This window comes from Novosphingobium sp. BL-A-28-Hi1-0D (genome assembly GCF_055521755.1).
Map to the genome: position 1 here is coordinate 823,150 of NZ_CM145502.1, position 12,788 is coordinate 835,937.

The following is a 12,788-nucleotide window of genomic DNA, read 5'->3' on the forward strand; positions in this document are numbered from 1 at the left end:
TGCCGAAAATACGGTTGCGATACGGCAGAAAGGACGGTTTTTCGGGCGTTTGCAGGCCGAAAAAGCCGTCACAACGGCCTGAATTGTTCAGCCCTGAGCGGTCATCCGCTGAAGGGTTGCCAAGGCCGCGCGCAGTGCGCGGTCCGCTTCCGCCGGATCGGCAAGGACTGGCGGCGTTGCGGCAGCGCCAGCCTCGGCCAGTTGCTCGCCGGGAGCGGAGGGGGCGGCGCGGCCAGGCGCGGCAAGCGGCGATCCGGGCACGGTGAGGATCGAGGGCCGCTCGAACGGGCGCGTTGCTCCGAGCAGGGGCGAATCCTGCCCCGGGAACACCACCACCGGTTCGATCTCGCCATCGCTTTCCGGCAGTTCGGCAAGGCCAAGGCCATCGTCGATCCGCAGGCCTTCGTGGCGGTGGGGCGCGGGTCCCATGTCGAGCAGCGAGGGATAGCGGTCTTCGGCGACTTCGGGCTCGGCCGGTGCAACGTCTTCGGAGGCTGGCGCGCTGGTCTTGCTCACACGAAGGAAGCGGTCGAGACCGGGGACGTCGGAGTCCTCGTCCGGATCGGCATTCACTACATCTGTCGGTGCAACCTGCTGCAGGGCTGCAGGGCGCAGGCGGACGACGCGCTCGGTCTGGGGCGCTGTCGGCGGCTGCACGGCAATCGTGTGCTCGACCGGTGCGGGTGCCATGGCTGGAGCACTCTCGCGCGCGGGCTGGGCAAAGCTCGACTCTTCGAGTGCCGAGATGTCCCTGCTCGGAGCCGTGCGGCGCGAGATGGCAAGCGCAAGCCGCTCGATCATCTGGACCAGGCCGAGGCTTTCCAGCGGCGCACGCTCGAGCGGAGTGATGTCGGCCACCGGGGCCTGAAGCAGCGGCGCGGGCTTGCTCTGGACTGGCTCGGCCACCACCGGAGCGGCAGGCGGCACAGGCGCGGGTTGCAGTGGAGCAACATCAGGCTCTATCCGGAATGGGGCGGGAGCTGCTACAGGCGCGGGTTCCACGGCCTCGACGTGCGATTGCGCATTCTCGAACAGGAGGTCGAGTGCCAGCGGATCCTCGGTAGGACCATGGCGCGCAGGGACCTGCCCGACAGGGCGTTCCTCACGCTCCCATGGGAGGTGACCGGGCAGCGGTGCCAGCTCGCTCGGCACGTGCAACTGACCCTCGTCGGAAAGTGACAGACTGCGACGGCGCAGCGGTGCGGGTTCGGCCGACGGCGCGTCGAGCGGCGGATCGTCGAGGTCTTCTGCGGGATTGAGCGGGCGGCGGGGCGCTTCGGCCTCGAAGGTGCCCGAATCGCGGCGCGAGAAGCCCGCGGCAGCGCGCTTGCGCGGAGCGGCGGAAGCCGTCACTGGACCCAGCTTGCGTCCGACGAGGAAACCGATCGCCCCTCCCGCCACAAGCATGGCCAACGCCAGCATGACCCTGGCGGTAAAGCCGAGCGGCGGCGCGGCGGCGGGGATAAGTGCCGGGATGCCCAATGCAACGACCGGGCCTTCGAGCACGGCAGGCGCAACGGCAAAGCTGCCAAGGCCGAAGAAGGTGGCGAACCAGAGCGCGGTCACGACCGGGAACAGCGGATGCGCGGTGATGGGCTTTGGCTTGCGCTTGGTCGCGGTCACGTGGCGGTCGTCCCTGTTCTCGTCCCAGATCGTGTCTTGCCGACAGAGCGACCGTCAGGCCGCAACCGATGGCAAGTCGAGACTCGGTAACAGGGCTTGGTAAACAGCAAGATAACGCCTGACGTTGCGAGCCCAGTCATGATGCTCGCGCACGAAGCTGCGCGCGACCTCGCGCCGTGCGGGCCAATCGGCGGAAGTGCTGAGCAATTGCGCCATTGCGGCGGCAAGGCCGGCGGGGTCATCGGCGGGAAACAACGTGCCGGTCTGGCCATGCACGATCAGTTCGCGGTGGCCGCCCACGTCCGATGCGCCGACCAGCTTGCCCTGCGCCATGGCTTCCAGAGGCTTGAGCGGCGTGACCAGTTCGGTCAGGCGCATGCTCTTGCGCGGATAGCATACGACATCGACCAGCGAGTAATAGCGGTCCACCTCGCGATGCGGCACGCGGCCGACGAAGCGAATGGCATCGGCAACAGGCGAGGCTTCGGCCTGCGCACGCAGCGCCGCTTCGGCAGGCCCTCCGCCGACGAGCAACAGGCGCGCATCGGGCACTTTCGCGACGATGGCGGGCATGGCCGCGATCATGTCGTCGAGACCTTCGTAGGGGTAGAAGCTGCCGAGGAAGCCGATCACCGGCCCTCCGCCCAGCCCCAGTTCGGCGGCCAGCGCATGATCGTGCGGCAAGGGATCGCCGAACATCTCGAGGTCAACGCCGTTCGGCATGATCGAGAGCTTTTCGGGCGCAAAGCCGCGCGCGATCAGGTCGTCGCGCAGGCCCTGGCAGATCGTAACGACCCGGTCGGCCCCGCTGACGACGTCATTCTCGAGCACACGGGTCAGCCAGTACTTTGCCGAGCCTTCGCGCCCGGTGCCATTGCCGACCGCTGCATCCTCCCAGAAGGCGCGGATCTCGTAGACCACCGGAATGCCGAGCCTGCGACCGGCCTTGAGCGCGGCAAGACCGCAAAGCGCTGGCGAGTGGGCGTGGAGCACGTCGGGCCGCCATTCCCCGGCCAGAGACACGATCCGGTCAGCCATAGCCGAGACTTCGGACCATTCGCGCACCAGCGGCAACCCGCCTGCTTCACCGGGTGTCCGATGGAAGGTCAGGCCGTCGACCACTTCGGGATCGCTCGACGACTGCGCGGCATGGCGCTGCCCGGTCACCCCGCGCACTTCCAGCCCCATCGCCTCCTGCGCCTTCAGGATCGCGCGGGTGCGGAAGGTGTAGCCGCTGTGAAGCGGCAGCGAGTGGTCGAGGACATGGAGCACGCGGGTCATGGCGCTCACACCTGCCACGGAAGGCTTAACGCCGCGTCAACCTCGATCGGGTAGCGGTGGCCGGACATGATCGACAAGTTCACGATATTCCTGCCGCATATCCTGATGGCGATTGCCGTCTGGCGGCTGCTGCATCGTGACGATCTCGACGACGATCCCTCGCTGCCAAGCCGCAAGGTGCCGTTCCGCAAGCCGCGTGACGCTGCGACGGGAAGCAGCGATGCTTGACCTTTTCCTGCTGTCCTGCGTGCTCGCTTTCATCGGCGCGGGCTTTCGCAAGCCGTTCATCTTCGTGCTGGCCTACAGCTATATCGACATCGTCGCGCCGCAGAAGGTCAGCTGGGGCATCCTCAGCCACATTCCGGTTTCGCTGATCGCGTTTCTCTGCGCCTTCATTTCGTGGTTCGTGGCCGAGGACAAGAATGGCATCCGCGTCTCGCTGCGCCAGTTCCTGCTGCTGACGCTTCTGGTCTATTGCGGCCTCACCACCCAGACCGCCGACTTCCCCGTCGAGGCGGCGGAGAAGTGGGCGTGGGTGTGGAAGGCGCTGCTCTGGGCGCTGTTCCTGCCGCTGACCCTGCGCACGCGCCTGCGCATCGAGGCGATCACCCTGATCCTTGTCCTGTCGATCGGCGTGATCGTGATCGGCGGCGGGATCAAGACGGCGGCGGGCGGCGGCGGCTATGGCGAGCTGCGCCTGCTGGTGAACGACAACACCGGGCTCTACGAAGGCTCGATCATCTCGGCGGTGGCCATCGCGGTGATCCCGCTGGCGCTGTGGCTGACGCGGTTCGGCACGATCTTCCCGCCCGACTGGCGCGTGAAGATCTTCGCCTGGGCACTGTGCTTTGCCTGCGTGCTGATGCCCATCGGCACGGGCGCGCGCACCGGCCTTGTCTGTGTGGTGGTGCTGGCGGCCATGATCCTGCGCACGGCCAAACGGAGAATGCTGATCGTCTCGGTCATGGCCGCAGGCGCCCTGATCGCGGTCCCGCTCCTGCCCAAGGAGTTCACCGACCGCATGAGCACGATCCGCAACCATCAGTCCGACCAGTCCGCCTCGACCCGCGTGGCGGTGTGGAAGTGGACGATCGAATTCGCCAAGCGCCACCCCTTCGGCGGCGGCTTCGAAGCCTATCGCCAGAACAAGCTTACCTACGATACCGTCAAGGCCGACTACGCTGGGGACAACAACGCCGCACTTGAGTACCAGCCGATCGTCGAGGAAGGCCGGGCCTATCACTCGAGCTATTTCGAGATGCTGGGCGAGCAGGGCTATCCCGGCCTTGCCCTGTGGCTCGCCCTCCACCTGCTTGGCGTGTGGCAGATGGAAGTGCTGCGACGACGTTATCGCAAGGAAACCTCGCCCGAGTTTCGCTGGGTCTCGCCGCTCGCCGAGGCGCTGCAGCAGGCGCAGATCATCTACCTCGTCGGCTCGACCTTCGTCGGCATCGCGTTCCAGCCGTTCTGCTACATGCTGGTCGGGCTGCAATGCGGGTTGTGGGCCTATATCAAGCGCGTGCGCACCGCGACGCATGAGCCGTTCCGCAAGCCGAAGAGCCCTGCAGCGCCCCTTCCCTCAGCCGCTTAACCAAGCGCTTAAAGCCCCTTGCTCCACACTCTGCTTGCGGCCATTGTGTCGCAACAAGAGGATTGCAGGAGAACACTGGCAATGACGAGGTTCGTCCCCCCGCAAGACGTCCAGGCCATGATCGGCCAGGTCGTCGGCACGTCGAAGTGGGTCGAGATCACGCAGGAGCGCGTCAACAAGTTCGCCGAGGCGACGGGCGACTTCCAGTTCATCCATGTCGATCCCGAGAAGGCGAAGCTCACCCCGTTTGGCGGCCCGATCGCGCACGGATTCCTGACCCTGTCGCTGATCCCGCTGCTGACCATGGAAAGCGATTGCCCGCGGCCCGAGCACATCAAGATGGGCGTCAACTACGGCGGCAATCGCACCCGCTTCCTCGCCCCGGTACGGGTCGGCAAGCGCGTGCGCGGCGTGTTCAAGCTGCTCGACATGGAAGAAAAACGCCCCGGCCAATGGCAGCAGACGATGGAGATCACGGTCGAGATCGAGGGCGAGGACAAGCCCGCCCTGATGTGCGAGTGGATCACCCAGTTCTTCGTGTAAGGCCCGCGACACTGCCAAGTGCGCGGCGCAAGTGATGCGCGAGGTGCCGGCAAATGGCCGGGGCCTTGCGCAGTGCCAGACCCGGCCTCAGGCGGAATGCCCGCCATAGCATGTCGAGCCTTGGATCGATCCGGCTGGCAAGGCCGTGTTCGAGCAGCACGCTGGCGGTCGTCGCATCATTTTCGACCAACGCGAGTTCACGCGTGATGACCCGCGCAACAAGGCGGTGGATCTTCAAGGCTCGGCGGTCGGTCAGGCTGCCATCGTGGCGGCGATATAGATATAAGTCCTCGTCCAGCGTGACAAAGCGGAAGGCGCGCGCGGCCCGGAGCCAGAAGTCGTAGTCTTCCACGCCGAACAGGCCCTCGTCATAACCGCCAAGTGTGCGCGTCACTTCGGCGCGATAGAGAAACGCCGCGCCGATACGGTTGCCGAACAGGATCTCGGAGGCGGGGCCGACCTTCTGGAAGCCGGTGACAGCCCCGGTCGCGTCGATCACGCTGTAGTTGGCATGGGCAATCGCTGCGTCCGGATCCGCATCCAGCGCCTCGACAAGACGCTCCAGCATCTGCGGGCGGGCGATGTTATCGTCCGAGGTCCAGCAATGCAGCGACCCGCGCGCTGCCGCAAAGCCGGTGTTGAGCGCTCCGGGCAGGCCCTTGTTGGGACGATTGGTGATGATGCGGATGCGGCGGTCGGCAGCTGCATGCCGCAAGAGAATTTCAGGTGTCTCGTCGGTCGACCCGTCATCAACGCAGATCAGTTCGAAATCGGCGAAGGTCTGATTGCGAATGGAGTGAAGGGCTTCCTCGAGATAGGCCGCGCCATTGTGGACGGGCAGGACAACGCTGACGCGCGGGCCAACCAGCGCTCGCGCGATCGCCACCCGGTCTGCGCCGTCCACGTCGCAGAGCAGGCTGCGGTCGCTCCAGCGAATGCTTTCGAAATCCGTGTCCACTGGCGGACTTGTGACAGGCGAAGGCAACCGCCGGTTGTCCGCAAGATTGCGCAATGTTTCGCGCGGGCGAAGCGGGAAGCCTGTACCGGATTGGAACGGTGCAGCCTTCAGGTATGAACCTCAGCCTGGCATGTCTGCATATTGACGCAAGAGCGCAGCTTGGTAGCTAAACTCCGGCACAGTGGGGGCATTACATCATGAAGATTGCGGTTTCGGGTTTGGTTCTCGCGGTTGTTCTTGCGACAACTGCAAATGCGCAGGAGACAGCATCCGCCCCGACGGCTGCACCTGCGGCAACAAGCGCTGCACCGGTTTCGGCTCCGGCGGCCACTTCGCAAAAGATCGCGAAATTCAGCAAGATCATCCTCAATCCGGAAATCACCAAGGAAAACCAGAAGATCAAGGTCGGCACGATCTGCCTGCTGAGCGGGAGCCCGGTAAACTTCGGGGACGATCAGCGCACCCTGAACTTCGAGCGCTTCGAGCGGCTTTTCTCAGACCACCTGAAGGCCAAGGGCTTCAAGGTGCAGGCGACCTCGAACGATCTGTTCGAGGGTGACGGCGATCCCAATCAGGCAAACTTCCTGTTCGGGGCGACGCTGCAGCCCACGAACGTGCGGATGTGCGATTCGGTAAATGGCTACAAGGGCGAGATCAGTATCTCGGTCGAGTGGCAGATCTTCGACCGCGCCCAGAAGAAGGTGGTCGAGGTCGTCAAGACGTCAGGTGTCGGCACCCGCGCCAAGTTCGATATCGACGGCTTCGAAGGGATGATCAACGATGGCTTCAAGGCCTCGCTCGATGCCCTTGTCGAACAGGGTCTGGTGGCAAAGTATCTTGGCGCGCCGACTTCTGCCTGAGCCTGAGAGTCAACGCGGGGAGGCTGCACCGAGGCCGCCTCCCCGCTTAAGGCTCAGGCCACGACGCTCAGTTTGCGTCCCTTGGCCTTCTTTTCGAACTTGCCGATCCACTGCTCCACCACCGGCGCGATGGACGAGCGCCAGCGCGAGCCGTTGAAGATGCCGTAGTGGCCGACTTCGGGGGCGAGCAGGTAATGCTTCATCTCGTCGGGCAGGTTGGGCGTGACCTTGAGCGCGGCCTTGGTCTGGCCGATGCCCGAAATGTCGTCGCGCTCGCCCTCGATGCACAGGATCGCGGTGTCGGTGAGCGCGCCCAGATCGACGGCCTGGCCGCGATGGACCATTTCGCCCTTGGGCAGGGCATGGCGCTGGAACACGACGTCGACGGTCTGCAGGTAGAACTCGGCCGGCAGATCGCAGACCGCGCGGTATTCGTCATAGAACGCCTTGGTCGCGTCGGCGCTTTCGTCGGCACCGGCGTTCATGTGCTGGAACAGCTTGTAATGGCTCATCATGTGGCTGCCGAGGTTCATCGACATGAAGCTGGCGAGCTGCACGAAGCCCGGATAGACGCGCCGCCCCTCGCCCGGATAGTTGGCAGGCACCGTGGTGATCACGTTGTGCTTGAACCACACGTAGGGCTTGGTGATCGCGTGGTCGTTGACCGCAGTCGGGCTTTCGCGCGTGTCGATCGGGCCGCCCATCATGGTCAGCGTCAGCGGGCGGCATGGGTGCTTCTTCGCACCCATGATCGCGGTGGCGGCAAAGGCCGGGACCGACGGCTGGCAGACCGCCATCATGTGTGCGCCTTCGCCGATATATTCGAGGAAGCCGGTCAGGTAGTCGATGTAGTCGTCAAGGTCGAACACGCCTTCGGCCAGCGGCACGTACTTCGCATCTGCCCAGTCGGTGATGTAGACGACGCAGCGTTCGAGCATGCGCTCCACCGTGCCGCGCAGCAGCGTGGCGTAGTGGCCGCTCATCGGTGCGACGATCAGCAGGCGCGGCGCGTTCTTGGGCAGACCTTCGTGGGTGAACATCTTGAGGTCGCCGAACGGCAGGGTGATGACCGTGGTCTCCTTCACCGCGTGGGCCGTGCCGTCGACATGGATGACCTTGATGCCGAACGCGGGCTTGCCACGCGGCGCCGCCGCATGTGCGAACACGTCGAGCGCGTTGGCGATTGTCTGGGACGGGCCGATGCCTGCCCAGGGATTGCGGGGATCGGTCATGGCATCGGCCACCATCGATGCCCAGGCACTGCTCGCATTCATCAGCGAGCGCTGGATTTCATACGCTTTGTAAAGCACTGCGAACACCTTTTTGGCTTGTTGCCCGGAAAGCACCGGGAGTCGTTGGGCGCAGATTGCCGCGAAACGATTGCTTGTGCAACGCAACAAATCACCCGTCACGATTGTCCGAGGGGCAGACTGGCCAATCGGCCCCTTCCGGTCCGGCCCGCCATCGGCTAGGCACCCGCAATGGACGAGGAAACCCCGAACCCGCCGACCCCTGTTGAAGCCGCCCCCAAGGCAAAGACCCTGGGGCCGCTGCGCATGATCTGGCGCGAGGCAATGAAGTATCCCGGGCGGGTCGCCGCGGCCTCCGCCGCGCTGCTGGTGACATCTGCCGCAACGCTGGCGATCCCTTCGGGCTTCCGTCTGATCATCGACAAGGGCTTCTCTGCCGGGGCCGACGTGGAAGCGCTGGGCCGCTGGTTCCAGTATCTCCTGCTGATCGTGCTGGTGCTGGCCATCGGCACGGCCTGCCGGTTCTACTTCGTGTCATGGCTGGGCGAGCGCGTGGTCGCCGACATCCGCCTGCGCGTGCAGGCCAACCTGCTGCGCCTGCCTCCGTCGTTCTTCGAGACCAACAGCCCCAAGGAAATCTCCTCGCGGATGACCTCGGACACCGCGATCATCGAGCAGGTCGTGGGCACGACCGTGTCGGTCGCCCTGCGCAACACGATCACCGCCATCGGCGGCCTCGGATATCTGTTCTTCCTTGCGCCCAAGCTGACCGCGATCCTGATGATCGGCATCCCGCTCGTCGTCGGGCCCATCGTGTTCTTCGGCAGACGCGTGCGCAACGTCTCGCGCTCGAGCCAGGACCGGGTGGCCGGCATCGGCGTGATCGTGTCCGAAGTGCTGGGCGCGATGAAGATCGTTCAGGCTTTCGGCCAGGAAAAGCGCGAACTTGACCGCTTTGGCGAGAAGGTTGAAGCGACGTTCCAGACCGCGCTGCGCCGCATTTCCCTGCGCGCAGTGATGACGGCCATCGTTATCCTGCTGATCTTCGGCGGCATAACCATGCTCGTCTGGGAAGGCGCGATCGGCGTCGCGCAAGGCACGATCAGTGGCGGCACGATCTTTGCCATCGTGATCACCGCAGGCCTCGTCGCCGGCGCTGCTGGCGCACTGTCCGAAGTCTATGGCGATCTCCTGCGCGGTGCAGGCGCTGCCGGGCGCCTTGCCGAGCTGCTGCGCGAGGAGCCCGAGATCGCTCCGCCTGCCCGGCCCACGGCCCTGCCCGTCCCGCCGCGCGGCCAGATCGCGTTCCAGAACGTGACCTTCCGCTATCCCTCGCGGCCCGAAGTCCTCGCGCTCGACGATTTCTCGCTGACCGTCGAGCCGGGCGAGACTGTCGCCATTGTCGGCCCCTCGGGCGCAGGCAAGTCGACGCTGTTCCTCCTCGCCCAGCGCTTCTACGATCCGCACGGCGGCGCGATCCGCATCGACGGCGTTCCGCTGACCAGCGCCGACCCTGCCGACATCCGCGCCCGGACCGCGCTCGTGCCGCAGGACGCCACGCTCTTCGCCGCCTCGGCGCGTGACAACCTGCGCTATGGCAACTGGGATGCCAGCGACGACCAGATCTGGGAAGCAGCCCGCACCGCCAACGCCGAACAGTTCCTGCGCGATCTGCCACAGGGGCTCGACACCTTCCTTGGCGAGGATGGCGCGCGCCTTTCGGGCGGCCAGCGCCAACGCATCGCCATTGCCCGCGCGGTGCTGCGCAATTCGCCGATCCTCTTGCTCGACGAGGCGACCTCCGCACTCGATGCCGAGAGCGAGCGGCTGGTGCAGGAAGCGCTCGACCGGCTGATGAAGGACCGCACCACGTTGGTCATCGCCCACCGCCTCGCCACGATCCGCGCGGCTGACCGGATCATCGTGATGGACGCCGGGCGCATCGTCGAACAGGGCACGCACACCACGCTCAGCGCGGCAGACGGCCTCTACGCCCGCCTCGCCCGCCTGCAGTTCGAAGGGCTGGCCGCGTAACGCTTGACTTGATGCTGCGCTGCGGCAAGTGCTGGGGACATCATGGACACGATCGTCACCGCCATCCTGCTCGGCATCGTCGAGGGCCTCACCGAGTTCCTGCCGGTCTCCTCGACCGGTCACCTCATCCTCGCCACCGAGCTGTTCGGCTATGACGCGCACCAGTGGGCGATGTTCAACGTCGTGATCCAGCTGGGCGCGATCCTGGCGGTGGTGGTGCAGTACTGGCGCACCTTCTGGGCGGTAGGCATGGGCCTGCTCAAGCTCAACCCGATGTCTCTGCGCTTCCTGCGCAACCTGCTGGCCGCATTCATTCCCTCGGCGGTGCTTGGCCTTGCGCTCAAGAAATACATCGACGTGCTGCTCGGCAGCCCCTCGGTGGTGTGTTGGGCGCTGATCGCAGGCGGCATTGCCATCCTCGTGATCGAGAAGCGCGCGAAGACCGGCGAACTGACCGGCATCGGCGAACTGCCGCTGCGTCAGGCGCTTGGCGTCGGCCTTGCACAGTGCCTTGCCATGGTCCCCGGCGTCAGCCGCTCGGGCGCGACGATCATGGGCGCGCTGGCCATGGGCATCGAGCGCCGCACCGCGGCCGAGTTCAGCTTCTTCCTCGCCATCCCGACGATGCTCGGCGCCACCACCCTCGAACTGCTCGACAACCGCGATGCCGTGATGAGCGGCACGATGGGCGTGGGCTGGGCAGAAATCGGCGTGGGCTTTGCAGTTTCTTTCGTCGTCGCACTGGCCGTGATCCGGCTGTTCGTTGCCTACGTAAGCCGCTCAGGATTCAAGCCTTTTGCGTGGTATCGCATCGTTGCCGGCGCCGTCGCGCTGGTCTGGCTCGGGATGCGCTGAGACCCGACACGCCCAAACGCCCCACCGCATAAGCGGAACAAAGTGCCTCGTTCGGAATTGACCGAACAGACTGCACTTCAAGGGGTTAGCATTATGGGCCTTATCATTCTTCTCGTCGTCGGCGGCATTCTCGGCTGGCTGGCGAGCATCGTCATGCGCACCGATGGTCAGCAGGGCATCTTCCTCAACATCGTCGTCGGCATCGTCGGCGCGCTGCTCGGTGGTTTCCTGCTGGCACCGCTGATCGGCGGCGGCAGCATCACCCAGGGCATCTCGGCCGGCACGCTGATCGTGTCGTTCCTCGGCGCGCTGATCCTGCTCGCGATCGTAAACCTCGTCCGTCGCGGCTCGGTGCGCTGAGCCTGACTATCCGATTTTTCAAAACGAAGGCGGTTCGCAAGGGCCGCCTTCACCACACCTGAAGGGGACTGACATGAAGGCAATTTTCAAGGGCGCCATGATGGCATCGGTTCTGGCCATGGGCCTTGGACTTTCCGCATGCGACAGCGCGAAGGAGAACGCTGCAGAAGACCAGGCCGACGCTGTCCGCCAGTCGTCGGAAGCTGCGGCTGACACAATGGAAAACAAGGCTGACGCCATGGGCGGCGCTTCGGAAGACGCGCTCGAGAACAAGGCTGATGCCGTTCGCGAGACCGGCGAGAAGAAGGCCGACGCGATGGAAGACCAGGCCGACAAGATGGACAAGACCCCGGGCTGATCCCGCTCTTTTCCGCCTGACGGCCAAGGAAGCCCGGCGCACCCTGGAAGGCGCCGGGCTTTTTTTGTGCGTGGCGCTATACCGGAAGCGCCCCCGACCCGCGCCCGCCGCGCAGATGGTATTCCAGCGTGCCCCGCTGCAGCACGTCGTCGACGTCGATCACCGCCGTGTTGGCAAACGTGAATCCCGGCCCCAGTCCGCGATAGAGCCGGTCGAAATCGCGCTCCACGGTCTGGTGATAGAGATCCTCGAAGCTTTCGATGACGAAGTAGGTCGGCTGCAGGTCGTCGATCACGTAATCGGTGCGCATCACCCGGTCGACATTGAGCATGATCCGGTTGGGAGACTGGCCCTCCAGCGCGAATACCGCCTCGCGCGGGCCCGACAGGATGCCCGCACCATAGACCCTGGGTGCGCCGTCCTCGATCACCAGCCCGAACTCCACCGTGTACCAGTAGAGCGCGCCCAGCGACTTGAGGCGGTTGTAGCGCATCGCCTTCCACCCGGCGCGGCCATACTCCTGCATATAGTCGGCATAGGTCGGGTCGGTCAGCATCGGCACGTGGCCGAACACGTCGTGGAAGACGTCGGGCTCCTGGATATAGTCGAATGTCTCGCGCGTGCGGATGAAGTTGCCCGCCGGAAAGCGCCGGTTGGCCAGATGCCAGAAGAACACGTGGTCCGGAATGAGCATCGGCACCGGCACCACGCTCCACCCGGTCAGCGCACCCAGACCTTCCGAGAGCCGCGCAAAGTCGGGCACGCCCCCACGCCCGAGGTCGAGCCGCTCCAGCCCCTTCAGGAAGGCACTGCAGGCCCGCCCCGGCAGCACGTCCATCTGCCGGGCATAGAGTTCGTCCCACACGCCATGCTCGTCGGCAGTATAGGTCCGCTGCGCCGGTTCCAGCCAGTCCTCGCCCACCCGGGCAGGGCGCTTGAGCGGAGCGGTATAGACCCCGTCCGGCAAGTCCGGCAGGCGCGTGAAGTCAAACGGCAGGATATCGGCAGCGGTCATTTCGGCTTTTCAATCTGGTTTCTTATGCAACCAATAGCATGATGACGCCATTCCGGCAAA

General features: G+C 65.1%; 13 protein-coding genes. 8 read left to right on the forward strand and 5 right to left on the reverse strand.

The window, feature by feature from the left end; all coding sequences use genetic code 11:
• Nucleotides 1-87: 87 nt before the first annotated feature.
• Together ACZ1JW_RS04185 and ACZ1JW_RS04190 are read right to left on the reverse strand one after the other, a co-directional pair.
• Nucleotides 88-1,623 carry a hypothetical protein gene (locus tag ACZ1JW_RS04185; RefSeq protein ID WP_465142052.1) on the reverse strand — a complete coding sequence of 512 codons (1,536 nt, stop codon included), beginning with the start codon at nucleotides 1,621-1,623 and terminating at the stop codon, nucleotides 88-90.
• Between the two features lie 54 nt (nucleotides 1,624-1,677).
• A complete protein-coding gene (locus tag ACZ1JW_RS04190; RefSeq protein WP_465142053.1) occupies nucleotides 1,678-2,904 on the reverse strand; it encodes a TIGR04063 family PEP-CTERM/XrtA system glycosyltransferase in 1,227 nt (408 codons plus the stop codon).
• Between the two features lie 66 nt (nucleotides 2,905-2,970).
• Between ACZ1JW_RS04190 and ACZ1JW_RS04195 the strand changes: the two genes are divergently transcribed.
• From ACZ1JW_RS04195 to ACZ1JW_RS04205, 3 genes are all read left to right on the forward strand, one after another.
• Nucleotides 2,971-3,132: a hypothetical protein gene (locus ACZ1JW_RS04195; RefSeq protein WP_465142054.1), complete on the forward strand. Its 162-nt coding sequence runs from the start codon at nucleotides 2,971-2,973 to the stop codon at nucleotides 3,130-3,132.
• A complete protein-coding gene (locus tag ACZ1JW_RS04200; RefSeq protein ID WP_465142055.1) occupies nucleotides 3,125-4,495 on the forward strand; it encodes a putative O-glycosylation ligase, exosortase A system-associated in 1,371 nt (456 codons plus the stop codon). The genes ACZ1JW_RS04195 and ACZ1JW_RS04200 overlap by 8 nt, the downstream gene beginning before the upstream one ends.
• A gap of 81 nt (nucleotides 4,496-4,576) precedes the next feature.
• On the forward strand, nucleotides 4,577-5,038 hold the full coding sequence (locus ACZ1JW_RS04205) for a MaoC family dehydratase (protein ID WP_465124724.1): 462 nt from the start codon (nucleotides 4,577-4,579) through the stop codon (nucleotides 5,036-5,038).
• Here the strand turns inward: ACZ1JW_RS04205 and ACZ1JW_RS04210 are convergent.
• Nucleotides 5,019-5,996, reverse strand: coding sequence for a glycosyltransferase family 2 protein (locus ACZ1JW_RS04210; RefSeq protein WP_465124723.1), 978 nt, complete (start codon nucleotides 5,994-5,996; stop codon nucleotides 5,019-5,021). The genes ACZ1JW_RS04205 and ACZ1JW_RS04210 overlap by 20 nt on opposite strands.
• Nucleotides 5,997-6,193: 197 nt before the next feature.
• On the opposite strand from ACZ1JW_RS04210, the gene ACZ1JW_RS04215 reads away from it, so the two are divergent.
• Nucleotides 6,194-6,856 carry a hypothetical protein gene (locus tag ACZ1JW_RS04215; RefSeq protein WP_465142056.1) on the forward strand — a complete coding sequence of 221 codons (663 nt, stop codon included), beginning with the start codon at nucleotides 6,194-6,196 and terminating at the stop codon, nucleotides 6,854-6,856.
• Nucleotides 6,857-6,909: 53 nt separating this feature from the next.
• On the opposite strand, the gene ACZ1JW_RS04220 is transcribed toward ACZ1JW_RS04215, so the two are convergent.
• Entirely contained in the window at nucleotides 6,910-8,166 is a 1,257-nt protein-coding gene (locus tag ACZ1JW_RS04220) for a polyhydroxyalkanoate depolymerase (RefSeq protein ID WP_465142057.1), read from the reverse strand.
• A 171-nt stretch (nucleotides 8,167-8,337) separates the two neighbouring features.
• Between ACZ1JW_RS04220 and ACZ1JW_RS04225 the strand changes: the two genes are divergently transcribed.
• From ACZ1JW_RS04225 to ACZ1JW_RS04240, 4 genes are all read left to right on the forward strand, one after another.
• Nucleotides 8,338-10,140: an ABC transporter transmembrane domain-containing protein gene (locus tag ACZ1JW_RS04225; protein WP_465142058.1), complete on the forward strand. Its 1,803-nt coding sequence runs from the start codon at nucleotides 8,338-8,340 to the stop codon at nucleotides 10,138-10,140.
• A gap of 42 nt (nucleotides 10,141-10,182) precedes the next feature.
• On the forward strand, nucleotides 10,183-10,995 hold the full coding sequence (locus ACZ1JW_RS04230) for an undecaprenyl-diphosphate phosphatase (RefSeq protein WP_465142059.1): 813 nt from the start codon (nucleotides 10,183-10,185) through the stop codon (nucleotides 10,993-10,995).
• 93 nt (nucleotides 10,996-11,088) lie between these two features.
• Nucleotides 11,089-11,355 carry a GlsB/YeaQ/YmgE family stress response membrane protein gene (locus ACZ1JW_RS04235; RefSeq protein ID WP_465124718.1) on the forward strand — a complete coding sequence of 89 codons (267 nt, stop codon included), beginning with the start codon at nucleotides 11,089-11,091 and terminating at the stop codon, nucleotides 11,353-11,355.
• Nucleotides 11,356-11,428: 73 nt separating this feature from the next.
• Nucleotides 11,429-11,713, forward strand: a complete 285-nt coding sequence (locus ACZ1JW_RS04240; RefSeq protein WP_465124717.1) for a hypothetical protein — start codon at nucleotides 11,429-11,431, stop codon at nucleotides 11,711-11,713.
• A gap of 76 nt (nucleotides 11,714-11,789) precedes the next feature.
• Here ACZ1JW_RS04240 and phhA read toward each other — a convergent pair whose 3' ends face one another.
• On the reverse strand, nucleotides 11,790-12,728 hold the full coding sequence (gene phhA, locus ACZ1JW_RS04245) for a phenylalanine 4-monooxygenase (RefSeq protein WP_465142060.1): 939 nt from the start codon (nucleotides 12,726-12,728) through the stop codon (nucleotides 11,790-11,792).
• Nucleotides 12,729-12,788: the final 60 nt, after the last annotated feature.

What these genes read in the sequence shown, in the direction of transcription:
- ACZ1JW_RS04240 (WP_465124717.1), top strand. Translation starts at nt 11,429, where the DNA reads ATGAAGGCAATTTTCAAGGGCGCCATGATGGCATCGGTTCTGGCCATG.
- ACZ1JW_RS04230 (WP_465142059.1), top strand. Translation starts at nt 10,183, where the DNA reads ATGGACACGATCGTCACCGCCATCCTGCTCGGCATCGTCGAGGGCCTC.
- phhA (WP_465142060.1), bottom strand. Translation starts at nt 12,728, where the DNA reads ATGACCGCTGCCGATATCCTGCCGTTTGACTTCACGCGCCTGCCGGAC.
- ACZ1JW_RS04225 (WP_465142058.1), top strand. Translation starts at nt 8,338, where the DNA reads ATGGACGAGGAAACCCCGAACCCGCCGACCCCTGTTGAAGCCGCCCCC.
- ACZ1JW_RS04190 (WP_465142053.1), bottom strand. Translation starts at nt 2,904, where the DNA reads ATGACCCGCGTGCTCCATGTCCTCGACCACTCGCTGCCGCTTCACAGC.
- ACZ1JW_RS04200 (WP_465142055.1), top strand. Translation starts at nt 3,125, where the DNA reads ATGCTTGACCTTTTCCTGCTGTCCTGCGTGCTCGCTTTCATCGGCGCG.
- ACZ1JW_RS04215 (WP_465142056.1), top strand. Translation starts at nt 6,194, where the DNA reads ATGAAGATTGCGGTTTCGGGTTTGGTTCTCGCGGTTGTTCTTGCGACA.
- ACZ1JW_RS04205 (WP_465124724.1), top strand. Translation starts at nt 4,577, where the DNA reads ATGACGAGGTTCGTCCCCCCGCAAGACGTCCAGGCCATGATCGGCCAG.
- ACZ1JW_RS04195 (WP_465142054.1), top strand. Translation starts at nt 2,971, where the DNA reads ATGATCGACAAGTTCACGATATTCCTGCCGCATATCCTGATGGCGATT.
- ACZ1JW_RS04235 (WP_465124718.1), top strand. Translation starts at nt 11,089, where the DNA reads ATGGGCCTTATCATTCTTCTCGTCGTCGGCGGCATTCTCGGCTGGCTG.